Annotated in this window: 22 protein-coding genes, 2 tRNA genes and 1 pseudogene; 15 read left to right on the forward strand and 10 right to left on the reverse strand. The window is 70.4% G+C overall.

Annotated elements, in window-relative coordinates:
• Window positions 1-95: 95 nt before the first annotated feature.
• The 3 genes and pseudogenes from ACIRD8_RS21070 to ACIRD8_RS21080 form a co-directional block, all read right to left on the reverse strand.
• Window positions 96-485: pseudogene (locus ACIRD8_RS21070) on the reverse strand (GntR family transcriptional regulator); the annotation flags it as partial.
• Window positions 482-706, reverse strand: coding sequence for a hypothetical protein (locus ACIRD8_RS21075; protein ID WP_403993524.1), 225 nt, complete (start codon window positions 704-706; stop codon window positions 482-484). The pseudogene ACIRD8_RS21070 and the gene ACIRD8_RS21075, both read right to left, overlap by 4 nt.
• Before the next feature lie 523 nt (window positions 707-1,229).
• Window positions 1,230-1,508: a hypothetical protein gene (locus ACIRD8_RS21080; protein WP_403993527.1), complete on the reverse strand. Its 279-nt coding sequence runs from the start codon at window positions 1,506-1,508 to the stop codon at window positions 1,230-1,232.
• 78 nt (window positions 1,509-1,586) lie between these two features.
• Between ACIRD8_RS21080 and ACIRD8_RS21085 the strand changes: the two genes are divergently transcribed.
• Window positions 1,587-2,342 carry a GntR family transcriptional regulator gene (locus ACIRD8_RS21085; protein ID WP_403993530.1) on the forward strand — a complete coding sequence of 252 codons (756 nt, stop codon included), beginning with the start codon at window positions 1,587-1,589 and terminating at the stop codon, window positions 2,340-2,342.
• 164 nt (window positions 2,343-2,506) lie between these two features.
• Here the strand turns inward: ACIRD8_RS21085 and ACIRD8_RS21090 are convergent.
• Together ACIRD8_RS21090 and ACIRD8_RS21095 are read right to left on the reverse strand one after the other, a co-directional pair.
• Window positions 2,507-2,591 (reverse strand) — tRNA-Ser (locus tag ACIRD8_RS21090).
• A 60-nt stretch (window positions 2,592-2,651) separates the two neighbouring features.
• Window positions 2,652-4,133 carry a S1C family serine protease gene (locus ACIRD8_RS21095; RefSeq protein WP_403993533.1) on the reverse strand — a complete coding sequence of 494 codons (1,482 nt, stop codon included), beginning with the start codon at window positions 4,131-4,133 and terminating at the stop codon, window positions 2,652-2,654.
• Between the two features lie 197 nt (window positions 4,134-4,330).
• On the opposite strand from ACIRD8_RS21095, the gene ACIRD8_RS21100 reads away from it, so the two are divergent.
• The 3 genes from ACIRD8_RS21100 to ACIRD8_RS21110 all read left to right on the forward strand — a co-directional run bounded on the left by ACIRD8_RS21100 (window position 4,331) and on the right by ACIRD8_RS21110 (window position 6,985).
• Window positions 4,331-5,158 carry a glycerophosphodiester phosphodiesterase gene (locus ACIRD8_RS21100; RefSeq protein ID WP_403993536.1) on the forward strand — a complete coding sequence of 276 codons (828 nt, stop codon included), beginning with the start codon at window positions 4,331-4,333 and terminating at the stop codon, window positions 5,156-5,158.
• Window positions 5,159-5,298: 140 nt separating this feature from the next.
• Window positions 5,299-5,892: an ATP-binding protein gene (locus ACIRD8_RS21105; protein WP_403993539.1), complete on the forward strand. Its 594-nt coding sequence runs from the start codon at window positions 5,299-5,301 to the stop codon at window positions 5,890-5,892.
• A 127-nt stretch (window positions 5,893-6,019) separates the two neighbouring features.
• The gene (locus ACIRD8_RS21110) at window positions 6,020-6,985 is read left to right on the forward strand and encodes a DUF5926 family protein (protein ID WP_403993542.1); all 966 of its coding nucleotides are present in this window, start codon (window positions 6,020-6,022) and stop codon (window positions 6,983-6,985) included.
• Between the two features lie 713 nt (window positions 6,986-7,698).
• Here the strand turns inward: ACIRD8_RS21110 and ACIRD8_RS21115 are convergent.
• Entirely contained in the window at window positions 7,699-8,382 is a 684-nt protein-coding gene (locus tag ACIRD8_RS21115) for a bifunctional DNA primase/polymerase (protein ID WP_403993545.1), read from the reverse strand.
• Between the two features lie 697 nt (window positions 8,383-9,079).
• Here ACIRD8_RS21115 and ACIRD8_RS21120 point away from each other — a divergent pair.
• Both ACIRD8_RS21120 and ACIRD8_RS21125 read left to right on the forward strand, forming a co-directional pair.
• A complete protein-coding gene (locus ACIRD8_RS21120; RefSeq protein ID WP_403993548.1) occupies window positions 9,080-10,411 on the forward strand; it encodes a PP2C family protein-serine/threonine phosphatase in 1,332 nt (443 codons plus the stop codon).
• Between the two features lie 127 nt (window positions 10,412-10,538).
• Entirely contained in the window at window positions 10,539-12,002 is a 1,464-nt protein-coding gene (locus ACIRD8_RS21125) for an aminopeptidase P family protein (RefSeq protein WP_403993550.1), read from the forward strand.
• Between the two features lie 36 nt (window positions 12,003-12,038).
• On the opposite strand, the gene ACIRD8_RS21130 is transcribed toward ACIRD8_RS21125, so the two are convergent.
• Window positions 12,039-12,596: an ATP-binding protein gene (locus ACIRD8_RS21130; protein WP_403993553.1), complete on the reverse strand. Its 558-nt coding sequence runs from the start codon at window positions 12,594-12,596 to the stop codon at window positions 12,039-12,041.
• 260 nt (window positions 12,597-12,856) lie between these two features.
• Here ACIRD8_RS21130 and ACIRD8_RS21135 point away from each other — a divergent pair, with 260 nt between their 5' ends.
• The 9 genes from ACIRD8_RS21135 to ACIRD8_RS21175 all read left to right on the forward strand — a co-directional run bounded on the left by ACIRD8_RS21135 (window position 12,857) and on the right by ACIRD8_RS21175 (window position 22,660).
• Window positions 12,857-13,690: a hypothetical protein gene (locus ACIRD8_RS21135; protein ID WP_403993556.1), complete on the forward strand. Its 834-nt coding sequence runs from the start codon at window positions 12,857-12,859 to the stop codon at window positions 13,688-13,690.
• Window positions 13,691-13,793: 103 nt separating this feature from the next.
• Entirely contained in the window at window positions 13,794-14,528 is a 735-nt protein-coding gene (locus ACIRD8_RS21140; protein WP_403993559.1) for a YcnI family protein, read from the forward strand.
• Between the two features lie 50 nt (window positions 14,529-14,578).
• Entirely contained in the window at window positions 14,579-15,235 is a 657-nt protein-coding gene (locus ACIRD8_RS21145; protein ID WP_403993562.1) for an SCO family protein, read from the forward strand.
• Window positions 15,232-15,678: a copper chaperone PCu(A)C gene (locus tag ACIRD8_RS21150; RefSeq protein ID WP_403993565.1), complete on the forward strand. Its 447-nt coding sequence runs from the start codon at window positions 15,232-15,234 to the stop codon at window positions 15,676-15,678. Before ACIRD8_RS21145 ends, ACIRD8_RS21150 begins: the two co-directional genes overlap by 4 nt.
• 14 nt (window positions 15,679-15,692) lie before the next feature.
• Window positions 15,693-17,612, forward strand: a complete 1,920-nt coding sequence (locus tag ACIRD8_RS21155) for a copper resistance CopC/CopD family protein (protein WP_403993568.1) — start codon at window positions 15,693-15,695, stop codon at window positions 17,610-17,612.
• A 5-nt stretch (window positions 17,613-17,617) separates the two neighbouring features.
• A complete protein-coding gene (gene efeB / locus ACIRD8_RS21160) occupies window positions 17,618-18,934 on the forward strand; it encodes an iron uptake transporter deferrochelatase/peroxidase subunit (RefSeq protein WP_403993571.1) in 1,317 nt (438 codons plus the stop codon).
• Between the two features lie 108 nt (window positions 18,935-19,042).
• Window positions 19,043-19,978: a prephenate dehydratase gene (pheA, locus tag ACIRD8_RS21165; protein WP_403993574.1), complete on the forward strand. Its 936-nt coding sequence runs from the start codon at window positions 19,043-19,045 to the stop codon at window positions 19,976-19,978.
• A 592-nt stretch (window positions 19,979-20,570) separates the two neighbouring features.
• Window positions 20,571-21,848: a serine--tRNA ligase gene (serS, locus tag ACIRD8_RS21170; protein WP_403993577.1), complete on the forward strand. Its 1,278-nt coding sequence runs from the start codon at window positions 20,571-20,573 to the stop codon at window positions 21,846-21,848.
• Window positions 21,845-22,660, forward strand: coding sequence for an HAD family hydrolase (locus ACIRD8_RS21175; RefSeq protein WP_403993579.1), 816 nt, complete (start codon window positions 21,845-21,847; stop codon window positions 22,658-22,660). The genes serS and ACIRD8_RS21175 overlap by 4 nt, the downstream gene beginning before the upstream one ends.
• Window positions 22,661-22,692: 32 nt before the next feature.
• Here ACIRD8_RS21175 and ACIRD8_RS21180 read toward each other — a convergent pair.
• The 3 genes from ACIRD8_RS21180 to ACIRD8_RS21190 form a co-directional block, all read right to left on the reverse strand.
• A tRNA-Ser gene (locus tag ACIRD8_RS21180) sits at window positions 22,693-22,778 on the reverse strand.
• Window positions 22,779-23,035: 257 nt separating this feature from the next.
• The gene (locus ACIRD8_RS21185) at window positions 23,036-23,725 is read right to left on the reverse strand and encodes a hypothetical protein (protein ID WP_403993582.1); all 690 of its coding nucleotides are present in this window, start codon (window positions 23,723-23,725) and stop codon (window positions 23,036-23,038) included.
• 284 nt (window positions 23,726-24,009) lie between these two features.
• A complete protein-coding gene (locus ACIRD8_RS21190; RefSeq protein ID WP_403993585.1) occupies window positions 24,010-24,729 on the reverse strand; it encodes an ABC transporter permease in 720 nt (239 codons plus the stop codon).
• Window positions 24,730-24,751: the final 22 nt, after the last annotated feature.

Genomic DNA, 24,751 nt, shown 5'->3' on the forward strand with positions numbered 1-24,751 from the left:
GGGGCCCTGCCTTCATGCACCTACCGCCGGAAGATCACCCCAGCGGGAAACCCGTTCGACTCACACGTTCCATCATCGGTTGAGATACGGCTTCTGAGGCAGGTGTATTCCGCAAGAGGGCTGCCCGTTGGGACCCTGAGCAACGTCGTCAGGTGCACGGAGGCCGGAACCGTGGTGCTGCGAACCGTGATGCGCCACCTTGGCTCAGCGGCGGTCCAGGGGTCCAGCGTGCCCCAGCCTCCGACGTACATGATCTTGCGGTGAGGGCGGCGGACGAAGTTGCCCTTGCCGTGGAACTTCTCGACGAGTCCTTCGCCCTGGAGCACGGCGAGAGCGCGGCGCAGGGTCACCGTGCTGACGCTGTACCGGTCAGCCAGGCCGACTTCGGACGGAAGGCGCTCGCCAGGCTTGATGCTGCCCGTCGTGATCTGCTGGCGGAGGTCGTCGGCGATGTCGTGATGGCGTGGAGGCACGGAGCCGGTCACCGCCTTCTCAGCAGTCGCAGGGCGATGAGCCGGGTGCGCGTGTGTATGGCCAGCAGCTCGCCCGACTCGAAGACCAGTTGCTTGGCCCCCTGGGGAAGCTGGAAGAGGTCTCTCACTCGGCAGGCCTGGCCGCCGAGTTGGATGATGTCGCCGCGCTGCACGGTGGCCGCGGTGACCTCGACGGGGGAGACCAGCGCACCGCCGGGGGCTCGGTCCCTCACGCCGTCACCTCTACGGGCACAGACGTGTCGGGGGTCGCGTGGCACGGGCAGTCGCACACCTCGTAGATCACCGGTACGTCGGCCGGGGCCAAAGACGGGGAGGGCTCGATGCAGGAGTGGTGCGTGCCGATCCAGCACGCGATCGAGCGGTAGGGGACGGGAGCTGTGCCCGTGGGGTGCGGTTGTCGGCGAGGAGGCATCAGTGAGCCCCTGCGAGGACCGACCAGGCATCGGCCGGCAGATGAGGGGCGACGAGCACCGCACGCGTCCGTACACGTTCTTCCCACGCCAACAGGTACGGACGGACAAGCGCGACGTCCTCACCCCTCAGCGGGTAACGGTGGACCGCGCCCGCCGAAGCCCGTCCCAGGGCGACGGTCGAAGCGTCAGCGGGTGCGAGGACGGTGCGAGCGGCCAGTGGCCGGGAGGGCGTTAAGGGGCGGCGGTGCCGGCCCTTCGAGAAGTACCGCCCTCTGGTGAGCGAGGCGGCGCGGCGGATACGGTTGAGCATGCTGTTCAGCTCCTATCGCTGATAGCCCGGTCCCCCGACGTCGCCCGTCGTGGGGACCGTTTTTCGTACGACCGCCCATAAGGTGCGGCCGTTCAAGCTGGTGGCCAGGAGCCCGAACCGATCGGCCTCAGCCACCACGTCCAGGACCTCCCGCCATGCCTCGGCGGAAAGCGTTTCTGGCACTTCTGCCTCGACCGTCGTGAACCGGGTGTGCTCCTCCACGCGTGCGGGGAGCCCGATGGCGGACAGCCGGGCGGCGATGGCCGCCGCAGTTACTCCCGAAGCGGGCACAGGGCAGCCTCCGTCACCAGCGATCACTTTCAGTGAAGCTAGTTAACTAGATTAGAGCTAGTGGACTAGATTTTCCATATGTCTGAGCAACCGCCGTATCTCCGTATCGCCGACGACCTCCGGCGGCGCATCGCGGAGCACGTCTGGGAACCGGGGGACCGCCTCCCCTCCCGCGCCCAGATCGGCCAGGAGTGCGGCGTGGGCGAGAACGTGGTGCGCCGGGCACAGGAGCTGCTGATCTCCCAAGGCGTACTGGAGGGCCGCGCCGGATCAGGCACCTACGTCGCCGAGACCCGGCAGCGGGTACGGGTCGTCCGGTCAACGGCGCGCGAGCAGCCCGGCGGAGCTCCATTCCGCCAGGACATGAAGGCGCTCGGCAGACAGGGCGACTGGGAGAGCCGGACCGACGCGAAGGTGCCGGCCCCGGCGGAGATCGCGGCGCGACTCGGGATGGCCGAGGGCGAGCTGTGCGTGAAGACGACGTACGAGTTCCTGGCGGACGGCAGGCCCGTGCAGCTGTCGACGAGTTGGGAGCCGTACGACCTCACCGCCGGCACACTCGTCGTCCTCCCCGAGGGAGGGCCGCACGCCGGAGCAGGCGTCGTGAACCGTATGGCCGCGATCGGAGTCACCGTCAGCCATGCCGTGGAGCAGCCGGAGCCGCGCCAGGCGACCATCGAGGAAGCGTCGCTACTCGGCATCCAGAAAGCCGCACTCGTCACGCACATCCGGCGGACGTACTACAGCGACCAAGGCCGACCCGTGGAAACAGCCGACATCGTCGTGCCCGCAGCACACTGCGAGATCGTCTACGAGATCCCGATCAGTCGATAGCGGGCAGTCCCCGACAGCTCCGAACCAGTGCACGGCCGTGCCCCCCGCGTGCCCCTTCCGTGCCCGATAGGGCGGGAAAGCAGGGGGAATAGTGGTGACCTGCGGGCACTGGACATGGCGAAGGCCCCCGACCGTATTACCTGGTCAGGGGCCTTCTCGCACTGCGGTGGGTGTGGGATTTGAACCCACGGTGACTCGCGCCACGACGGTTTTCAAGACCGTTCCCTTAGGCCGCTCGGGCAACCCACCCCGCACCGTCGCCGGTCCCGGTGGCCGGGTCCCGCTCGATGCGTGGAACAGCCTAGCCGGTCAGCTGTCGCCCTTGCGCTCGCCCAGGGTGAGTTCGGCCGTCGCGGTCTTGCCGTCCCTCTTGTACGTGAGCGTGACCTTGTCGCCCGGCTTGTGGGTCCAGATCTCGCCGATCAGCGTCGGGCCGCTCTCGACCGTCGTGTCGTTGAACTTGGTGATCACGTCGCCGGCCTTCAGGCCCGCCTCGGCCGCCGGGCCGTCCGGGGTGACGGCGGGGGTGCCGCCCGCGCCCTCGTCCGAGATGACGGCGCCGCCGGTCTTCTCCTCCATCGTCACCGTCGCGCCGATCACCGGGTAGACGGGCTGGCCCGTCTTGATCAGCTGCTCGGCGACGTTCTTCGCCTGGTTGACCGGGATGGCGAAGCCCAGGCCGATGGAGCCCGCCTGGGACTGGCCGACGCCACCGCCGGTGGTGGACTGGATGGCCGAGTTGATGCCGATGACCGCGCCGCCCGCGTCCAGGAGCGGTCCGCCCGAGTTGCCCGGGTTGATCGAGGCGTCGGTCTGCAGGGCACTCATGTACGAGTTCTTGTTGCTGGAACCGTCACCGGAGGCGACCGGGCGGTTCTTCGCGCTGATGATGCCCGTGGTGACCGTGTTCGAGAGACCGAAGGGGGCGCCGATCGCGATGGTGGAATCGCCCACCGCGACCTTGTCGGAGTCCCCCAGCGCCAGCGGCGTCAGTCCGTCGGGGGCGTTCTTCAGCTTCAGCACGGCCACGTCGTAGCCCTGGGCCCGGCCGACCACCTCGGCGTCGTACTTCTTGCCGTTGGAGAACGTCGCGGTCAGCTGGCCACTGTCCGCCGCGGAGGCCACCACGTGGTTGTTCGTGAGGATGTGGCCCTCCTTGTCGTACACGAAGCCGGTACCCGTGCCGCCCTCGCCGTCGCCGGACTGCGCGTCGATGGTGACCACGCTGGGCAGTGCGCTCGCCGCGACACCCGCGACGGTGCCCGCGTCGCGCTTGAAGTCCTTGGGGCTGTTGGACGCGGCGACCGTGGTCGACCCGGAGGAGCTGGAGTCATTGCTGTCAGCGGCCCAGTAGCCCAGGGCTCCGCCGACGCCACCCGCGACCAGTGCGGCCACCGCCACGGCCGCGACCAGGCCGCCCGCGCGGCGCTTGCGCGGCTGCTCGGGCTCCGGGGCTCCCCAGACCGGAGGGCTGCCGCCGTCGGCGTACGAGGGGATGGTGGGAGGGGGCGGCGGCCAGGCGGCCGAATCGGCCGGAGGCTGCTGCGGCGACGGCGGGGCGTACGGGTACTGCTCGTGCCCGGCGGAGGGCGGCTCGGCACCGTCCTGGTGCGCCGCGGCGGGGATGTGGGCCGTCGGCGCGTCCGAAGGAGCGGCGGGCGGGGCCTCCGGCGCGGGCGGACCGCCCTGCGGGGTGCCCTCAGGAGCGGCAGCCGGCACGGGAGGTGCGGACGGAACAGACGGTACGGACGGAACCGTGTTGCCCTCGTTGCCCTCGTTATCGGTGCTCACAGCTCTTTACTCCTCGGTTCCACTCGGCATTCGGCAAGAGATCCGCTGTGCACGTGTCTGCGGTCAGCTTTTCCCACAGCACGTCAGGCCACTGTAAGCAGGACCTGTGCATCCGCACACCAATCTTTACATCAGGCAAAACGGTCCTACACAGCAAGGTGTCAGCACCCGACGCGTCTCGGTGACACGATGACGCGGTGACCCACGCACGCCTACCCTCACCACAGCCTCCCATCCAGGTCATCGCCCACCGCGGCGCCTCGGACGACGCCCCCGAGCACACCCTGGCCGCGTACCGGAAGGCCATCGAGGACGGGGCGGACGCCCTGGAGTGCGATGTACGCCTCACCGCGGACGGGCAGCTCGTCTGTGTGCACGACCGCAGGGTGAACCGCACGTCGAACGGGCGGGGGGCCGTCTCCGCCCTGGAGCTGGCCGATCTCGCCGCCCTCGACTTCGGCTCCTGGAAGGACCACGAGGAATCCCCGGACTGGGACCCGGTGCCGGGTGAGCTCACGTCCGTACTCACCCTGGAACGGCTCCTCGAACTGGCCCACGACGTCCGGGCGGGCGGGCGGCCGCTCCAGCTGGCCATCGAGACCAAGCACCCCACGCGCTGGGCGGGCCAGGTCGAGGAGCGGCTGCTCCACCTGCTCAAGCGGTTCGGCCTGGACACCCCGCCGGCCGAGGGGCCGTCCCCGGTACGCGTCATGAGCTTCTCCGCCCGGTCCCTGTACCGCGTCCGTGCCGCCGCCCCCACCCTGCCGACGGTCTTCCTGATGCAGTTCGTGTCACCGAGGCTGCGCGACGGGCGGCTCCCCGCCGGGGCGCGGATCGCCGGTCCGGGGATGCGGATCGTACGCAACCACCCCGGGTACATCGAACGGTTGCACCAGGCAGGGCACCGGGTGCACGTGTGGACCGTGAACGAGCCGGACGACGTCGAGCTCTGCGTAAGCCTCGGAGTCGAAGCAATCATCACGAACCGCCCCAAACAGGTCCTGTCGCAACTTGGCCGCTCTTAACATCAGTTACACGGGGTGCACCGGCGCATTCACTCCGCAATCGATCGTTACGAGTGCATCACTGTCAGGGCTTTGGCCGGTTTCCGGCGCAGTCCAGGGGGGCATCCAAACCGTGGCGTGGGGCAAAGGAGGTCTCGGGGGTGGCGTTTGTGGTGGCACAGGAAGTGCCCGCGTCGTCGAGCATGGCCGTACCCCATGGCCCTGCGGGCGTGGGGCAGGCGCGGCACCGTATGCGCGAGCAGCTGCGCAGCAACGGGGTGTCGGACGCCGTGGTCGACGACGCTGTACTGATCCTTTCCGAACTGCTCAGCAACGCCTGCCGGCACGGCAGGCCGCTGGGGAAGCACACGGAGGTGGGGGACGGCGACATCCGCGCCGCTTGGCGCGTGGACAGGACGGGCGACCTGACCGTCGAGGTCACGGACGGCGGCGGACCGACCAGACCGGTCCCGGCCACACCGTCGGTCACCGCGCGCGGCGGGCGCGGACTCAACATCATCAGCGCCCTCGCCCAGGAGTGGGGCGTCAGGGACGACACCGCCGGTGAGGTCACCGTCTGGGCCCTCGTCTCCGCGGGCCACGGACACGGCGGCTTCACGACGACGGCGGGACCCGCGAGGGCCGGACGCCGCGAGCGCTCCGGACTGGGCGGGCTGAACGGGATGAGCGGGTTCGGCTCGCTCGACGGGCTGGAACTCGCCGACGTTCTCGACGCCTTCGACGACGCGGGCTGACAGCGGTACGGCGCGCGGCCCGGCGGCGTGGGCCGCGAGGGCGCCACGGCAGGTGTGCCCCGGTGATGACGGGGACGGCTAGGCTCGCGCCCGAGACCGCACTGTCGCAATCGGGAGAACGCCCACCATGGCCAAGAAGCGCCCTCAGTCCAAGGCCGGGAAGCCGCAGCTCAAGGACGGTGAAATCCCGGTCGTAGGGGCTCGTGAGCCCTGCCCGTGCGGTTCGGGCCGCCGCTACAAGGCGTGTCACGGACGCGCCGCCGCCCACGCCGTCACCGAGCTGGTCCAGCGTCCTTTCGAGGGAATCGCCGGAGAGTGCGACTGGATCGCCCTCCGCGAGCTGGTCCCCGCCGCCACCGTCGAGTTGACGCTGAAGGGCGGCCTCCCCGAAGGCGTGCCGTCCGTGTCGCTCGCGACCGTGCTGCCGATGGCCTGGCCGGCGCTGCGCCGCGACGACGGCTCCGTCCTGCTCGCCCTGCAGAACGACACCTCTTCCGGCGACCTCAGCCGGGACCTCGCGGACACCCTGCAGCGCGCGCTGGAGGCCGAGCCCGGTTCGCCGGTCGCCGCCCGCCGCGTGCCGGCCGACGGGCCCCGCCTGCAGGACGTCCTCGACCCCGACGCCGCGTTCGAGCCGGTCGTGCACTCCGGGTTCGAATTCTGGGTGCCCGACGCGGAGAACGCCACGGCTGAGGTGTCCGCATCGCTGGAGCGCGCCAACGCGGCGGCCATCCCCACCACCCGGCTCTCCGGGGTGGACGCGGCCTACTGGTGCGAGACGCCGGAGAAGAACCACCTGCGCTGGGTCATGCCGCACCCCGAGGAGCAGCTCCTCGACGCCCTCGCCCGGCTGCACGCCGCGGGTACCTCGTCGCTGGGCGAAGACACCCGCCTGGTGGGCTCGTTCCGCGCCCACGGGCTCATGGTCCCGGTCTGGGACCTGCCGAGCGCGATGGGGGCCGAGGAGTGCGAGAAGCCCGCGGCGCAGTTCGCGGAGAGGCTCGCCGAGGCACTCGCCTCGGACGCTCCGCTGACGGCCGACGAGCGCCGTGCGCGCGGTGGGCTCACCAACCGCCAAGTGACGCTCAGCTGACAGTGACGAGGACCGGGACACGGCGGTGACACCCGTCACAACTCCCCGTGCACGTAGGTAAATCGCTGTCCGAATTGGCGACATCGAATTTGCTAACGGCAGATCTCTTGTTACGGTTCTGGAAGTCCGGTCGCTGGTGCATCCCCCGTCGCCAGCGGCCGGACGTCCTCGTTTCCGGACCTCCTCGGCCGGGGCGCACGCCGGAGCGCTCAGCGCATCGGCAGCCTGCGGCGACTGCCCGGCCGCCCCACCTGCGTCCCTCCCCCGCGGAACCTCGCCCCACCAGGCCGCAGCCTCTGGGCTGCCGTGCGTGAGGACCGCCCGGCTCAGCGCCGGAGCGGCGCACGCCCCCGGTCTCCGGCCCTGCCGGGCGTTCGCTTTCGGACAGAACTCCGGGATGCCCGCCGGGCACCGGGAATGAGCCCCCTGCACCTGGGAAACATTCGCACCGGCATCGCCGCGCGCACCGTTTCCGCAATCTGTGAAAAGGCCGCCATAAGCCTGCGAGCACCGGCTTTTGCGAGGATGCAATTACATACGCCCGTGTACACCGCGTGTTCATGCGTGTTGATCCGCCGCGTACGCCGCGCGGCCCCGCGGGACCCGGGCGGCCCCACACCCCTGAACGGGTGAGCCGCCCGCTGTTCCCGCGTCGTCGTGCCTGTGTCGCTGTTCCCCGCCCGCTGTTCCCGCGCCGTCGAACCGCCGGCCGCTCAGTACGCGAGCCGGCTGCCGCCGTCCGGAGCGCTGTTGCTCGCCTCGACGAGCGCGTCCAGGACGGATTCCACGTCCGGGAGCCAGGGCGCGGCCTTCGCGTTCTCCGGGGCGCGCTCCCAGCGCACCTGCCCCGTGCCCACCTCGGACGGGGGCAGGACGAGATAGCCGCCCTCCCCGTGGAAGCGCAGAGAGCTGGGCACCCAGTCCTTGGCGTGCAGCAGCTCGCCGAGCCGTTCCAGGGTGTAGGGGGCGACCAGCAGCGACCACCTCGTGGGTGTCGCCACCACGGGGCCGAGCCGCACGCCCATGCCGTCGAGCGCGGGCAGCGCCCGGGCGCCGGCGACGGCGGGCAGGCTCAGCGCGCAGGGCGCCTGGCCCCCGGTGGCCAGGACGACGGGCGCGGTGGGCCGGTTGGTCCACCACCAGCGCACCATGCGCGCGTCGGTGGTCGCCGCGAGGAGACCGGGGTCGAAGGGGTGTGCGCCGGGGACGGCACACTCGGGGTCGGGACAGGCGCAGCCACGGCCGCGTTCGCCGCGTACGGCTCCCGTCGCCAGCCCCGCTCCGGGGAGCACGGGCCACTTCCGGACGGTGGCACAGGCCAGCGCCGCGTCGAGCTGGGCGGAGCTTTCCTTGCGCCGGGGCCGGTGCCTGCGTCGCCTTCCGAGGATCTCGCGCATGAGCGCTCGTTCCTTTCCGTTGAACGCCGAGGTCCACATCGCACCACGTGCTCGTTACACCACGTGTGCGTCTCTTCGCTGTGCGTGCTTGCTCATCGGGTCTGCGGTACGGACGGGTGGTCGGTGCCGAGCGTGAGCCGAGCAGAGCAGAGTGGAACCGAACAGAATCGAGCTGAGCCGAGTCGAACCGGGTTGAGCCGAGCCGAGTCCAGTCAAAACATCGCGCGGTCGGCGTGCGCTGCGCGCGTGCCGTCCCTTGTGCAACCCCGCCACTAGGGGGGTGGGCGGGCGGCCGTCATACGTGAGGACGCCCGGGCTCGCTGTCGGGTTCCGGGGCGGTCGCAACTGCCCCTGGTCGTCCACGATTACGTACCCCGCATGACCGGGATGACGCTCCCTCCGGCATTTCACCCCGAGGGCACCCTCTGTCGAGCACACCCAGTCGATCGTAAAAAACGGTCCGGGGGTGCATTTTTCGGCCAAGTTGCGTGTCTCACGGACACCATAAATACCGTAAGGACAATGCTGGACATCACCTCAGTTGTGCGTGTAGATGTGGGTGCGTGTACATGTGGTTGCACCGATAGCGGCGCAGAACGACATGGGGGTTTGCGATGCTATTCGACAAAACGCACCGGTCGGAAAGCCGACTGTCATGAGCGCCCCCCACCTTCCGAAAGTGGCTGGAATCGATCCCATGGTTCCCGTTTCAACGCACACTTCCGCGCCCACGGAAGGCGTTCCCTCCGCACCGGGAGCCTTCATCCAGGACCGGCTGGCCGGCTGGGTATCCGACCTCACCACCCTGCACGAACTCACCGAACGGCTGGCCGGGACCAGCACCCTGGACAGCGCCCTCCATGAACTCGTGGCAGCCGGGGCGGCCCTCGTGGGCGCCGCCCGGGGGCTCCTCGTCCTCGAACCCGCCGACGGCGGCGGGCCGTCCCGCACGATCGGCCTCGGCCTCACCCACGCCGAACTGGGGCACATCGAGACGGTGCCGCGCAGCGCCACCACGTACGGCCGCTTCCTCGACGGCCTTCCGGATACCGGCGCCCCTCTGGCCAGCCCCGACATCCTCGGCGACACCGGCCTCGACCCGCGCTTCCGCGAGGTCGCCGCCCGGCTCGGATACGCCGCCAGCTACGCGCAGCCCCTCACCACCGAGACCACCGGCCGGCTCGGCGCGGCCGTCTGGCTGTACGACGAACCGGCCGAGCCGCTGGAACGCCAGTGCCATCTCGTCGGGGTGTACGCCCGCTACGCCGCCGAGCACCTCGCCCGCCTGCTCGAACTGGAACGCGCCAGGGCGGACGCCGCCGCCGTCGCCGAGGAACTCCTCCCCAGCAGACTGCCGCGCATCCCCGGAGTACGCCTGGCCGCCCGGCGCCGCGCCGCGCCCAGGGCCGGCGGCGACTGGTACGACGCGCTGCCCCTCCCGGACAACGCCCTCGGCCTGGCCATCGGCTCGGTCGGCGGCTCCGGGCCGGCCGCCCTGGCCGCCATGGGCCGGCTCCGCGCCGGCCTGCGGGCCTACGCCGTGATGGAGGGCGAGGACCCCGTCGCCGTACTCTCCGACCTCGAACTGCTGCTGCGCATGACCGAGCCGGCCACCGCGGCGACCGCCCTCTACGCGTACTGCGAACCCGGCCGGCGCACGATCGTGCTCGCCGGCGCCGGACACACCCCGCCGCTGGTGACCGGTGAACGGCGCACCGAATTCGTGGAGACGACCCTCTCCGCACCGCTGGGCATGCTCTCCTGCTGGGAGGCGCCGAGCGTGGAATTCACACCCCGGCCCGGTGAGACGGTGCTGTTCTACACCGACGGGCTGCTGCGCCGCACCGGAGACACCAGGGACCGGGCGTTCGCACGGCTGCACTCGGCGGCGGCCGGCGTGCCGAGGGTCCTGCGCCAGGATCCCGGAGCCGTCGCGGACCACATCCTGCGGACCGTCCTGCCCGTCGACGGCGCGGGCCGGAACGCCGACGCCGAGGACGTCGTACTGCTGGCCGCGCGCTTCGACTGAGACCGCGGACAACCCCTCACGGTCCCCGGCGGCCGGTCCTGACGTGTAAGAGGTCTTCCGGCCCTGGGCCCCCTTCCGTACACCCGTACGATGGGCAGAGCCCAGTGTCGTACAAGGAGGACAAAACGTGTCTGAGGAGCTCGCCCCGGAGACCCCGGAAACAGCAGAAGCAGAGCCGATCAAGCAGCGGAAGAACGGCCTGTACCCGGGCATTTCCGATGAGCTCGCCGAGAACATGAAGTCCGGCTGGGCCGACACCGAGCTGCACGGTCTGGAGCCGATCGCCCAGGCCTCGTACACCGCCGCCCGGCGCGCCGCGCTCTCCGCGCGCTTCCCCGGCGAGCGGCTCGTCATTCCCGCGGGCAACCTGAAGACCCGCTCCAACGACACCGAGTACGCCTTCCGCGCCTCCACCGAGTACGCGTACCTCACCGGCGACCTGGCCCAGGACAGCGTCCTGGTCCTCGAACCGGCCGGGGACGGACACGAGGCGACGGTCTACCTCCTGCCGCGCTCCAACCGTGAGAACGGCGAGTTCTGGCTCGACGGCCAGGGCGAACTCTGGGTCGGCCGCCGCAACTCCCTCACCGAGGCCGGGCAGCTGCTCGGCATCCCGGCGAAGGACGTCCGTGAGCTCCCGGCCGCGCTGTCCGAGGCCACCGGCCCGGTGCGCAACGTCCGCGGGCACGACGCGGGCATCGAGGCCGCCCTCACCGACAAGGTCACGGCGGAGCGCGACGAGGAACTACGCGTCTTCCTCTCCGAGGCCCGTCTGGTCAAGGACACCTTCGAGATCGCCGAGCTGCAGAAGGCCTGTGACGCCACGGCGCGCGGCTTCGAGGACGTCGTCAAGGTCCTCGACAAGGCCGAGGCCACGAGCGAGCGCTACATCGAGGGCACCTTCTTCCTGCGCGCCCGCGTCGACGGCAACGACATCGGTTACGGCTCGATCTGCGCGGCCGGCCCCCACGCCACCACCCTGCACTGGGTCCGCAACGACGGCGCGGTCCGCTCCGGCGAGCTCCTGCTGCTCGACGCGGGTGTGGAGACCACCGAGCTCTACACCGCCGACGTGACCCGGACGCTGCCGATCAACGGCACGTTCTCGCCGCTGCAGCGGAAGATCTACGACGCGGTGTACGAGGCCCAGGAGGCGGGCATCGCGGCCGTGAAGCCCGGCGCCGCCTTCCGCGACTTCCACGACGCCGCTCAGCGGGTCCTCGCGCAGAAGCTGGTCGAGTGGGGCCTGCTGGGCGACCTCTCCGTGGAGAAGGTCCTGGAGCTGGGCCTCCAGCGCCGCTGGACGCTGCACGGCACGGGCCACATGCTCGGCATGGACGTCCACGACTGCGCCGTCGCGCGCACCGAGTCGTACGTCGACGGCACCCTGGAGCCCGGGGTCTGCCTCACGGTCGAGCCCGGACTGTACTTCCAGGCCGACGACCTGACCGTGCCCGAGGAGTACCGCGGGATCGGCGTCCGGATCGAGGACGACATCCTCGTGACCGAGGACGGCAACCGGAACCTCTCCGCCGCGCTGCCGCGCCGGGCCGACGAGGTCGAGGCGTGGATGGCCCGGCTCAAGGGCTGACGCCCAGGGCCTCCGTACACCGGGAGGGCGCGCCGCTCAGGACACCATGAGCAGCGCGCCCTCCCGCCATTTCAGGACCTTGTCGAAGCTCACCACCGCACCGTGGCCCGGCCGGTTGCCGAAGTGGACGTGATCGGCGAGCTCCTCGATCAGACAGAGCCCGCGCCCGCTCTCGGCCGTGGCCGGAGGGTGCACCGCGGTACGCGGGTGGGAAGGGTCGCCCGCCGGGTGAACGGCGGAGGGCTGTGCGGCGGTGCGAAGCGTGCGCCGGGAGGAGAAACCGGGCCCCGAGTCGGCGACTTCGATACGGCACTTCTCGCCGTCCAGATACGCGGTGACCCGGTACTGCCCGCAGGCGCGTCCGGACCGCCCGGCACCGAGGGGTCCTGGGCCGGCTTCTCGGGCCTCCCCCACGTCCCCCAGGTCGCCGCCGTGTTCGACGGCGTTCGCACAGGCTTCGCTGAGCGCGACCGAGAGGTCGTAGGAGATGTCCGGATCCACCCCCGCGGTCTCCATGGTGCCGAGCAGAAAACGACGGGCGAGCGGAACGCTCGCAGCTTCGCGCCGCAAATGGAGTGACCACCACATGCTCATGCTCCAGCCTCCTGGCTGCGGCTCGACATACCGTTACGTATTGCCGCGATAAGCGCGTCGTAAGCACGGATCGGCCGTGACGGCGCTCATTCGGCGGATGCGGATACTCCGTCCACCGGTGTATGCCCGGCCCTGAACACCGCCCCGGAGCCCCCATGAACAGGTGCAACACCCCCTGATCACCCCCCGATGGGGACGGATGCCGACCTTCCGGACCTGCCGTACGGAGACCGGGGGGCCAGTGGGATGATGACCCGGCCATGTCTATGTCTGTCGCACGCGCCGGAGCCGGTATGCGGCTTTTGAGGACCGCGGTGTTCACCGCGGTCTGTGTCGTGCTCGCGGCCGCCGGACATGGCCTCGCCTCGGGCATGGGTGTGCCGGGCCGGAGCCTGCTGGCGGGCTTCGCCGGAATCTTCGTCCTCGCGGCGGCGCTCGCCGGACGCGAGCGGACCCTCCTCCCGATCACCGCCGCCCTCGCTGCCGGGCAGCTCGCCCTGCATGTCCTCTTCGGGCTCGGGCAGCACGCACCGGCCTCCGCGACGGGGTCCGGCGACGACTCGCTGATCCGGTTCGCCGCAGGGCTGGTGTGCGGTGCCGGACCGGCGCAGCTGAGCGCCGGTGAGGCCCACCGCATCGTGGCCACCGCGGGTCTGGATCCCGCGACGGTCGCCCAGGGGCACTCACACCTCGCGTCCGGAGCGGCAGCCGCCCCGGACGCCGCTTCCGCGGCCGGTCCTACGGTGCTGGACACGGTGATGTCCGGACTGCCCAGCCTTTCCATGTTCCTGGGGCACCTCCTCGCCGCGCTCGCCACCGGCTGGCTGCTGCGCCGCGGCGAGATCGCGCTCTTCCGGCTGGCGAGGCTCTCGGCGCAGGGCGGCCGGCAGCTCGCGGCCGGAGCCAGGCTGCGCGCGCTGCGGGCCGCGATGGCGCTCGTACGCGCACTGCGCGCGGGACTTCCGGGGCGGCCCACGACCGGGCCGCGCCCTCTCCGCAGCGCCGTCGACGCTCCCGCGCCGGCCACCGGGGACCCTCTGCAGCACATGGTGATCAGGCGCGGGCCGCCGCCCGTATACGTACGCGCAGCCTGACGCGACCCCTCCGCCGGGATCCCCGGGAGAGGTGGTCGTGATGCCGTCGCGCCTCCGCGCGCCGGACCACCTTTCCTTCGTGTCCTGTGGAGTGATCCCTGTCATGAACGTTTCCCGCATCGCCCTCGCCGGCGGCGTCGCCGCGTCCACCGTCCTGCTGCTCGCCGGCACCGCCTCCGCGCACGTCAGCGTGCAGCCGCAGGGCCAGGCCGCCAAGGGCGGCTACGCGACGGTCAACTTCAAGGTCCCCAACGAGCGCGACAACGCCTCCACCGTCAAGCTCGAGGTCAATTTCCCGACGGACCACCCGCTGGCGTCCGTCAGCCCGCAGCCGGTGGCCGGCTGGAAGATCGACGTCACCAAGAGCAAGCTGGCCAAGCCCCTCGAGGTGCACGGCAAGAAGATCAACGAAGCCGTCTCCAAGGTCACCTGGACCGCGGAGGGCGACGGCATCGAGGCCGGGTTCTTCCAGCAGTTCCCGCTCTCGGTCGGGCAGCTCCCCGAGGACGCCGACCAGCTCGTCTTCAAGGCGCTCCAGACGTACAGCAACAAGGAAGTCGTCCGCTGGATCGAGGAGCCCACCGAGGGCGGCGAAGAGCCCGAGAACCCGGCTCCCGTACTCGCGCTGACCGCCCCGGCGGCCGACACCCACGGTGCCCCGGCGGACGACAAGAGCGCCAAGAGCGGCGAGGCGGAGAAGACGAAGACGGCGGCGTCCTCGGACGAGGCGTCGTCGAACACCGACGGCACCGCCCGAGTGCTCGGCATCGTCGGGATCGTCGTCGGCGTCGCGGGGGTCGCCTTCGGCGTACTCGCCGGCCGTCGCCGCAGCGCCTGATCCCACCGGCCCCACCACCCGTATTTCCACAGATCAGGAATCAGCTCTCCATGCACAGCAAGAAGACGGTGCTGGCCGCGGCGTTCGCCGCCGTGGCCGCACTGACCCTGTCGGCCTGCGGCAGCGGAGGGGACTCGGCGGACGACTCGGTCGCCGAGGTCTCCTCCGGGACCGAGTCCAAGCCCGCGACCGTGCTCGATCAGCCGTTCACCAAGCCCGACCTCGTCCTCACCGACACGCACGGCAAGAAGTACGACCTGCGCGAGCAGACCAAGGGCAAGCCGACACTCATCTACTTCGGCTACACCAACTGCCCCGACGTGTGCCCGCTGACCATGAGCAACATCGCCGTCGCCAAGCGCGCGCTGCCCAAGGCCGACCAGGACAAGCTCCAGGTCGTCTTCGTGACGACGGACCCCGAACGGGACACCCCGGCGTCGCTGGGCAGCTGGCTCAAGGCCCAGGACCCCGACTTCACCGGTCTCACCGGCGACTTCCCGACCATCCAGGCGGGGGCACGGCAGATCGGCATCGGCATCGACCCGCCGAAGAAGGAGAAGGACGGCACGGTCGTCTCGATGCACGGCTCCCAGGTCATCGCGTTCTCACCGAAGACCGACAAGGGGTACGTCCTCTACAGCGAGGACACCACGGCCGAGGACTACACCGAGGATCTCCCTGAGCTCGTCGAGGGGGAGACCCCGTGAACCGCCGCACGGCCGTCGCCGGCGCCCTGACCCTCACCACCGGGCTGGCGCTGACGGCGTGTTCCTCGGACAGTGTTCCGCGGCTGGAGGTCACCGGGGCCTTCATGCCCCAGCCCGTCAGCGACATGGCGGCCGGCTTCCTCCTGGTGAAGAACAGCGGCGACGCGACCGACCGGCTCACCTCGGTGACGAGCTCCCTGTCGGACCACGTCTCCATCCACGAGACGAAGAACCGGACGATGCGGATGGTCACGTCGTTCGAGGTGCCCGCCGGGGGCGAGCTCGACCTCGAACGCGGCGGCAACCACATCATGTTCACGGAGCTGAAGCAGCAGCCCAAGCGGGGAGAAACCGTCTCCGTGGAACTGCACTTCGAGAAGGCCGACCCCATCACGGTCGACATCCCCGTGAAGGAGACCACCTACAACCCGAAGAAGCAGTGAGGTACTGACACCCCATGACAGCCACCGCCCCGCGCTTCGGGCCCTCTCCGATACGACGGCCGCTCGCCGCGGTCGCGCTCCTCGCCACGCTGACCGGTCTGCTGTTCGGCCTGGTGCTGGCCGGCGCGAGCCCCGCGTCCGCGCACGCCGCCCTCACGGGGAGCGACCCGCAGGACGGGGCGGTGGTCGCCACCGCACCCGAGGAGGTCACGCTCACCTTCTCCGAACAGATCGCCATGGGCGACGACTCGATCCGGGTCCTCGACCCGAGCGGGAAGCGCGCCGACGACGGCGCTCCCCGCGACCTCACGAGCGGCGGGGCCGTACGGTACGGCGTCCAGCTCCACAGCGGCCTGCCCGACGGCACGTACACCGTGGCCTGGCAGGCGGTCTCCGCGGACAGCCATCCGGTCTCGGGAGCCTTCACCTTCTCCGTCGGCGCACCGTCGGAGACCACCGTGGCGCTGCCCTCGAACGAAGCCGGCGGCGGACTCGTGGGTGCGCTCTACGGCATCGCCCGCTACGCCGCGTACGCCGGCTTCATCCTGCTCGCGGGCGGTTCGGCCTTCGTGCTCGCCTGCTGGCAGCGCGGGGCGGGGGCGCTTCCGATGCAGCGGCTCGTCGTACGCGGCTGGATCACGCTCACCGCGGCCACCCTGGCCATGCTGCTCCTGCGCAGTCCGTACACCGGTTCCGGCAAGCTCGGTGACGCCTTCGACCTCGACGGCCTCCAGTCCGTCCTCGACACCAAGCCGGGGGCCGCGCTGGTCTCCCGGCTGCTGCTCCTGGGCGCCTCCGCGCTCTTCATCGCCGTCCTCTTCGGCGCGTACGCCAAGCGCGAGGACGAGAAGGAGAAGCAGGACCTCACCTTCGGACTGGCGACGGGCGGAGCGGTCATCGCCGCGGGGATCGCCGGTACGTGGGCCCTGGCCGAGCACGCCTCCACGGGGATCCAGCCGGGCATCGCCATGCCGGTCGACGTGCTCCACCTGCTCGCCGTCGCCGCCTGGCTCGGCGGACTCACCGCGCTGCTGGTCGCGCTGTACCGGACGCCGGACATCACGAGCGGGGCGGTACGCCGCTTCTCGCGCATGGCGTTCGGCAGCGTGCTCGTCCTCACCGCGACCGGGCTCTACCAGTCCTGGCGCCAGGTCGGTTCCTGGTCCGCGCTGACCGGCACCCGGTACGGGCAGCTGCTGCTCGTCAAGGTGGCGCTCGTCGCCGTGCTCGTCGGGGTCGCGTGGATATCGCGGCGGTGGACGGGACGGCTGACCGAACACGCCGGGTCCGTGTCCGCCGCTGATGACACGTCCGGCGCTGACGCCGCTGCCGTCACTGCCGACGAGGAGGTCGATCCGGAGCGCGCCGCGCAGCTCTCCCGGCAGCGCGCCGCCCTGACGGCGACGAAGGAGAAGCGCGCCCGCGACGCCGATCCGGACCGCTCCGGGCTGCGGCGTTCCGTGATGGTGGAGACCGGCATCGCCGTGGTGCTGCTCATCGTCACGACGATCCTGACGTCCACCGAGCCCGGCCGCACCGAGGAGGAGGCGGCGCGCGGCAACACGACGGCGGCACCTGCCCCGGTGACCGGCGGGCAGGTGAATCTGAGCCTGCCCTTCGACACGGGCGGCCAGAACGGCAAGGGGACCGTCCGCCTGGACATCTCGCCGGGCGGAACCGGCTCGAACAGCGTGCACCTCTGGGTCGACGGGACCGATGAGCGCCCGCTGGACGTCCCCGAGGTGAAGCTCGCCTTCACGCTGGAGTCCAAGGACATCGGCCCGCTGCCGGTCGCCCCCGACCGCCTCACCGAGGGGCACTGGACCGCGAGCGGCGTGCAGATCCCGATGGCGGGCGACTGGAAGGTCGCCGTGACGGTGCGCACGTCGGACATCGACCAGACAACCATCTCCAAGAACGTGAAGATCGGCTGAGCAGGGTGAGCAAGAAGAAGGACGGCCCCGGAAAGAACGGCGTCGCCGCCGACCGCCCCGACGGGCCAGGCCCTGGTGGCACGCACGTCGTCTCCCGACGACGGCTGATCGGCAGCGCGGGAGCGGCCGGCGCGGCGGGCCTGGTCCTGGGCGCGGCAGGTGGCGCGGGCGGCTATGCCGCGACGCGCGGGGACGCGCCGACCCCGCTGACCGCGGTCGGTTCGACCGAGGCGATGTTTCACGGGAAACATCAAGCGGGGATCACCACTCCGCTTCAGGCCCGCGGGCACCTGGTCGCCTTCGATCTGGCCCCCGGCGCAGGACGTAAGGAGGCAGCCGCCCTGATGCGCCGCTGGTCCGCCGTGGCAGCACGGCTGATGGCCGGTGAGCCGGCGGAGGGCGGTCAGGGGCACGACACCGGGGTGGCCCTGGACGCCGGGCCGTCCTCCCTGACCGTCACCTTCGGATTCGGCCGGACCTTCTTCACCCGCACCGGTCTGACCGGGCACCGGCCGCCCGCCCTGGACCCGCTGCCGGCCTTCTCCTCCGACCACCTCGACGCCGAGCGGTCCGAGGGCGACCTCTGGGTGCAGATCGGCGCCGACGACGCGCTCGTCGCCTTCCACGCGCTGCGCGCCCTGCAGAAGGAGGCGGGCTCGACGGCCCGGGTGCGGTGGCAGATGAACGGCTTCAACCGGACCCCGGGCGCGACGGGCCGCCCGATGACCACGCGCAATCTGATGGGCCAGGTCGACGGCACCAACAACCCGAAGCCGGCCGAGAGCGACTTCGAGGAGCGGATCTTCGTACCGTCCGGCGGCTCATCGGCGTACGCCTGGATGGAAGGCGGCTCGTACGCCGTCGTCCGGCGGATCAGGATGCTCCTGGACGACTGGGAGGAGCTCACGGTCAAGCGGCAGGAGCAGGTCATCGGGCGGCGCAAGGCGGACGGCGCCCCGCTCAGCGGCGGCTCGGAGGACACCGCGATGGACCTGGACAAGGCGGGGGCGGACGGCAAGCTGCTGATCCCCGACAACGCCCACGCCCGGATCTCCGCCCCCGAGAAGAACGGGGGCGCCGCGATGCTGCGCCGCCCGTTCTCGTACCACGACGGCATCTCCGACGACGGCACCTCGGACGCCGGTCTGCTCTTCATCTGCTGGCAGGCCGATCCGTTCAAGGGCTTCATCCCGGTCCAGCGCAAGCTCGACCGGGGGGACGCTCTCTCACCGTTCATCCGGCACGAGGCGAGCGGTCTCTTCGCCGTACCCGGAGGTGCCGCGCCCGGGGAGTACGTGGGGCAGCGGCTGCTGGAGGCGTGACGCGACGCGACCGCCCCCGTCCGGCGGGCGGTCGCACGTCTGCACGACCCCGTCGATCAGCGGTCGCACGGCACACGACCCCGTCCGTCGGCCCATTAGGGTGACCGTATGTCAGCCACGCGCTACGCCTACCTCGGCCCCGAAGGCACCTTCACCGAGGTGGCCCTCCGTACGCTCCCCGAAGCCGCCACCCGTGAACTCGTCCCGATGGTCTCGGTGCCGGCCGCGCTGGACGCGGTGCGAAACGGTGAGGCCGCGGCCGCGCTCGTCCCCATCGAGAACTCCGTGGAGGGCGGGATCAGCGCGACCCTCGACGAGCTGACCACGGGCGCTCCGCTGATGATCTACCGCGAAGTGCTGCTCTCCATCACGTTCGCCCTGCTGGTGCGCCCCGGGACGAAGCTGTCGGACATCAAGACCGTCACCGCCCACCCGGCCGCACAGCCCCAGGTGCGCAACTGGATGGCGGCCCATCTACCGAACACGGTGTGGGAGTCGGCCGCCTCGAACGCCGACGGTGCCCGGCTGGTCCAGGAGGGGCGCTACGACGCCGCCTTCGCCGGTGAGTTCGCCGCGGCGACCTACGGGCTGGAACCGCTGGTGACGGAGATCCACGACGCGGAGAACGCCCAGACCCGCTTCGTGCTGGTGGGGCGCCCGGCCAGGCCCTCCGCGCCTACGGGAGCCGACAAGACCTCCGTGGTGATCTGGCTCGGCGACGACCACCCGGGCGCCCTCCTCGAACTGCTCCAGGAGTTCGCGGTCCGCGGGGTCAACCTGATGCTGATCCAGTCCCGGCCCACCGGGGAGGGCATCGGGAACTACTGCTTCGCCGTCGACGCGGAGGGGCACATCGCGGACCGGCGCGTCGGTGAGGCGCTGATGGGACTGAAGCGGATCTGCCCGAATGTGCGGTTCCTGGGTTCGTACCCGCGCGCGGGGGTGACACCCGAAGAGGTGAGCCCCCTGCGGACCGGGACGTCGGACACGGACTTCACCGAGGCCTCCGACTGGCTGGCCCGCAGCCAGGACGGCCGGGCCTGAAAAACCTGCGGGCGGGACCGGCTACGGACACTCCCGGTCCTACCTGCGGATTTTCATTCCACACAGAGTTATCCACAGGCCACCCTTTCCGCCTGGGGACAAGTCGACACCGCAACACGACATGGTCGACAAATCACCCCAGTACTCCTGGATCCCCCATGGGGTCACAGCCCCCCTCGTGTCCCTCCAATTCCGTTGATCAACTCATTGGGACGAGGAATACCCACCCGAATGAGTGCGCGAGTGAGGTTTGAGTTGCGAATCCCTGTCCCGTCATGCCGCATTCGGAACGATCTCTTCCGGCATCCACAGATCTTCTTCACAGCCTGTGGATAACTAATTGGATCAACGGGAACCTGTGGACAACGCACTCCCACCGGCGCCCCAACTCCCCGCGCCCGCACCGATGATGCGTCAAGCAACAGGGCGGCTTGTTCCCTTTTCGAGGCAATGAGGCCCTTTTATTGACGATCTCCACCCGGACATCGGCCTGGGACTCCTCCAGGATTATGGATTCCGGCAATTCGGGCAAAGCGCCACGCTCGCCGATATCGGTTCGAGCGGTGGATCCCCGCACCGGTAGCCTTGAGGGGTGATTGACCTTCGCCTGCTCCGTGAGGACCCCGACCGTGTTCGCGCCTCCCAGCGCGCCCGTGGAGAGGACGTCGCGCTCGTCGACGCCCTGCTCTCCGCCGACGAGCTGCGCAGGTCGTCCGGCGTCCGCTTCGACGAACTCCGCTCCGAGCAGAAGTCGCTCGGGAAGCTGATCCCCAAGGCCACCCCCGAGGAGCGCGCCGAGCTCCTCAAGAAGGCCGATCAGCTGAAGTCCGAGGTCAAGGCGGCCGACGCCGCCCAGGACGAGGCCGACGCCGAGGCCAAGCGTCTCCTCCTGCTCCTCGGCAACGTCGTCCACGAGGACGTGCCGGTCGGCGGCGAGGAGGACTTCGTCGTCCTGGAGACGCACGGCACGATCCGTGACTTCGGGGCGGAGGGCTTCGAGCCCAAGGACCACCTGGAGATCGGTGAGGCGCTCGGCGCCATCGACATGGAGCGCGGCGCCAAGGTCTCCGGATCGCGCTTCTACTACCTGACCGGTGTCGGCGCACTGCTGGAGCTGGCCCTGGTCAACGCGGCGATCGCCCAGGCCACCGAGGCCGGCTTCGTCCCCATGCTGACCCCCGCGCTGGTGCGCCCGCGCGCCATGGAGGGCACGGGCTTCCTCGGCCAGGCCGCGGAGAACGTGTACCACCTGGAGAAGGACGACTACTACCTCGTCGGCACGTCGGAGGTCCCCCTCGCGGCGTACCACATGGACGAGATCATCGAGGCCGACAAGCTGCCCCTGCGGTACGCGGGCTTCTCGCCCTGCTTCCGCCGCGAGGCGGGCACGTACGGCAAGGACACCCGGGGCATCTTCCGGGTCCACCAGTTCGACAAGGTCGAGATGTTCTCGTACGTCGACCCGGCGGACGCCGAGGCCGAGCACCGCAGGCTCCTGGACTGGGAGAAGCAGTGGCTCACCGGGCTGGAGCTGCCGTTCCAGGTGATCGATGTCGCCACCGGTGACCTGGGGGCGTCGGCCTCGCGGAAGTTCGACTGCGAGGCGTGGATCCCGACCCAGGGCAAGTACCGCGAGCTGACCTCCGCGTCGAACTGCGACGGCTTCCAGGCACGCCGGCTCTCCGTCCGGATGCGCGAGGGGAAGAAGGTCCAGCCGCTGGCCACGCTGAACGGCACGCTCTGCGCCGTACCGCGCACGATCGTGGCGATCCTGGAGAACCACCAGCTGCCCGACGGCTCGGTGCGGGTACCGGAGGTCCTGCGTCCGTACCTGGGCGGCCGCGAGCTGCTGGAGCCGGTCTCCAAGTGACCTTCCCCTACAAGCTCGTCGCGACCGATCTCGACGGCACGCTGCTCCGTGACGACCACACCGTGTCCGCTCCCACCCGGGAGGCGCTGGCCGCGGTCACCGCGGCCGGCGCGGCGCACATCGTCGTCACGGGGCGGGCGGTGCCGTGGACCCGGCACATCCTCGACGACCTGGGCTACAAGGGCCTCGCGGTGTGCGGTCAGGGTGCGCAGGTCTACCACGCGGGCGAGCACAAGCTGCTGACCTCCCTCACCCTGGACCGGCAGCTCGCCGGGCTCGCGCTGTCGAAGATCGAGGCGGAGGTCGGCCCGCTCGCGCTGGCCGCGAGCCGTGACGGTCTCGATGGGGAGGTGCTCGTCGGGCCCGGTTATCAGGTGCAGGAGGGGCCGCTTCCCGCCGTCTTCATGGCCGACCCGGCGGAGATGTGGACCGCTCCGCTGAACAAGGTCTACATCCAGCATCCGGAGCTCGACGACGACGCCCTGACCGAGGCCGCGCGGCAGGCCGTCGGCAGCCTCGTGAACGTCGTCATGGCGGGCCCGGGCGTCGTGGAGATCCTGCCCCTGGGGCTGAGCAAGGCGACCGGTCTCTCGCTGGCCGCACGCCGGCTGGGCCTCAAGGCGGCGGACACGCTGGCGTTCGGTGACATGCCGAACGACATCCCCATGTTCGGCTGGGCGCAGCACGGCGTCGCCATGGCCAACGCTCACGACGACCTGAAGGCCGTGGCACACGAGATCACCGCGTCGAACGAGCACGACGGCATCGCCGTGGTGCTGGAGGAACTGCTCAGGACGGCCACGCGCGCGTAGAAGCACACACGGGACTGTTCCTGGGGCTCCGGCGGAGGATGCGCGGATCGAACGCGCGCGGGGTTCTGCCCCGACGACGGCTTAGCAAGCCGCTGCCTTACCACTCGGCCAATCCTCCGGGAGGTGGCCGGCGCGCGAGATGCGCGAAGGGCCACCTGGGGGTCCTGCCGCGGCGACTGCGCGGGCAGCTGATGAAGCTACCGCGGTGCCGGCTGCGGACCGCCCTGTCGGGAACACGACGGACTCGGACTCCTGGTCATCGCCGCGCTCCTCTCCCGGTCCACAGGGACGGCGCCGTACCGCGCCGTCCCCCTCACTGTGCCCGAGACCGCCGTCCGGGGACCACCCATTTATCCGGTGGCCCCCGGCCGTACGTCAGCCGCTCCTGCGGCTCAGATCCTTCAGCCGGTGCGCGAGGTCATCCATGCGGGCATCGAGTCGGATGACGTCCTGCGAGACGTCGGTGAGCCGGACGCTGACAGCACCGATGAGCTGGTGGGTGACGTCCAGCTTCCGGTCCAGCGAGTCGAACCGCCGCGACATCCGGCCGAGCACCGGGCCCAGCTCCTGGAGCGCGCTCCCCACATCGGCCAGGCAGCCCTCGATACGGGTGACGCGCCGGTCCAGCGAGACATAGGAGGCCCTGAGCTCCTCCTCCGCGTCGAGCAGGTGGGTACGGACACTGCGCGCGATGTCGCTGTCGCGAAGAAGCATGGCGACGTTGAGCACGGTCCTGCGGGTGTAGAGCGTGAGCTGAGTCGGGGCCTGTGGATAACTTTCAGACCCCTCCCCCTTCCATAGGGACATCATGTCCCTATGGAAGGCGCGCAGCTCAGCGCCGCGCATCAGCCTGAGGCCGTTCTCCTCCACCTCGCTGCGGTGGCGCTGGGTCAGCTTCTTGATGACCTCTGTGGATACTTCGAAGTACCGGGCCACCTCCTCTGTGCGAAGGTGAATTCCGTCCGGGAGCATGACAAGGCTCTTGACCTTGTCGAGGACTTCGACGCGCCCCATCTGCTCGACCCGGAGGGCTTGGGATTCGAGCAGGGCGACTTCCGTGGGCATGGGTGTGCCTCTCGTGCGTACGTGGGAATGGCAAGGACCGCCCTGTCCCCGGGCTGCGAGGGCGGAGGTCGCTCACGGTTGCCACTCACTCGATGACCGGCCGGGCGGGCGCTCGCCTCACCGCTGCCGGCATTCCCCGAATTCACGAAAGCTCGACGCCACAGATTCCAGTTGCCTCCACGCACCCGGTACAACGAGCTGATCAACGCCTGGTCACGCATCCGACCGCCGCACGCGGAACAACCCCCGCCCGGTGGGCGGGGGTTGCAGGGGTGGCGCCTGGCTCACTCCTCGCCGGCGAGCTTCAGGGCCCTGAGCTTCTGACCCGCGTACCACGTGGCCACGACCGTGACCCCGGCCAGCAGCAGAGTGGCCAGCGGAAGGCCGACGTCCGAGGTGACCAGGCCGTCCCCGGCCACCTTCTCGGCGACCGACAGGGACCACTGCTGCACGCTGAGCGTCCTGGCCCCCGGGACCAGACTGCCGAAGAGGGCCTCCCACACCAGGGCGTACACCAGACCGAAGACCACGGCGTGCCGGCTGACCGTACCGAGCAGCAGGAACAGCGCGCTGTACGCGATCGAGGCGACCAGCGCCGCGATCGTGTAGGCCACGGCGATCTGTCCGCCGTTGCCGTTGAGGATCAGACCCGCGATCAGCGTGGGCAGCGCCGAGAACAGCATCGTCACGGCGACGGCGACGATGAGCTTGGTGAAGATGATCGTGGGCCGCTTCACCGGCTTGGCGAGCAGATAGACGATCGAGCCGTCGTCGATCTCCGGCCCGATGGCACCGGTGCCCGCGATGACACCGATGAGCGGGACCATCGTGGCGATGGCGAAACCGCCCAGCACGCCGGAGGCGACGCCGTCATCGGCTCCGGCGAACGCCCGTACCGCCACGGCGATGGCCACCAGGAGGACCGGCAGGACGAACAGGATGGCGGCCCGGCGCCGGCCGAGCAGGGCCCGGTAGGTGAGCCGGGCGACTGTGGGGTCGTACATGACGCTTCACAGCTCCTTTCAG

Origin of the sequence: Streptomyces sp. NPDC102451 (assembly GCF_044765485.1) — a bacterium.
Classification (GTDB): domain Bacteria; phylum Actinomycetota; class Actinomycetes; order Streptomycetales; family Streptomycetaceae; genus Streptomyces.

Coding starts and splice junctions, on each gene's coding strand:
- ACIRD8_RS21085 (WP_403993530.1), top strand. CDS start 1,587: ATGTCTGAGCAACCGCCGTATCTCCGTATCGCCGACGACCTCCGGCGG.
- ACIRD8_RS21110 (WP_403993542.1), top strand. CDS start 6,020: ATGGCCAAGAAGCGCCCTCAGTCCAAGGCCGGGAAGCCGCAGCTCAAG.
- ACIRD8_RS21115 (WP_403993545.1), bottom strand. CDS start 8,382: ATGCGCGAGATCCTCGGAAGGCGACGCAGGCACCGGCCCCGGCGCAAG.
- ACIRD8_RS21120 (WP_403993548.1), top strand. CDS start 9,080: ATGGTTCCCGTTTCAACGCACACTTCCGCGCCCACGGAAGGCGTTCCC.
- ACIRD8_RS21130 (WP_403993553.1), bottom strand. CDS start 12,596: ATGAGCATGTGGTGGTCACTCCATTTGCGGCGCGAAGCTGCGAGCGTT.
- ACIRD8_RS21135 (WP_403993556.1), top strand. CDS start 12,857: ATGTCTATGTCTGTCGCACGCGCCGGAGCCGGTATGCGGCTTTTGAGG.
- ACIRD8_RS21140 (WP_403993559.1), top strand. CDS start 13,794: ATGAACGTTTCCCGCATCGCCCTCGCCGGCGGCGTCGCCGCGTCCACC.
- ACIRD8_RS21145 (WP_403993562.1), top strand. CDS start 14,579: ATGCACAGCAAGAAGACGGTGCTGGCCGCGGCGTTCGCCGCCGTGGCC.
- ACIRD8_RS21155 (WP_403993568.1), top strand. CDS start 15,693: ATGACAGCCACCGCCCCGCGCTTCGGGCCCTCTCCGATACGACGGCCG.
- pheA (WP_403993574.1), top strand. CDS start 19,043: ATGTCAGCCACGCGCTACGCCTACCTCGGCCCCGAAGGCACCTTCACC.
- ACIRD8_RS21185 (WP_403993582.1), bottom strand. CDS start 23,725: ATGCCCACGGAAGTCGCCCTGCTCGAATCCCAAGCCCTCCGGGTCGAG.
- ACIRD8_RS21190 (WP_403993585.1), bottom strand. CDS start 24,729: ATGTACGACCCCACAGTCGCCCGGCTCACCTACCGGGCCCTGCTCGGC.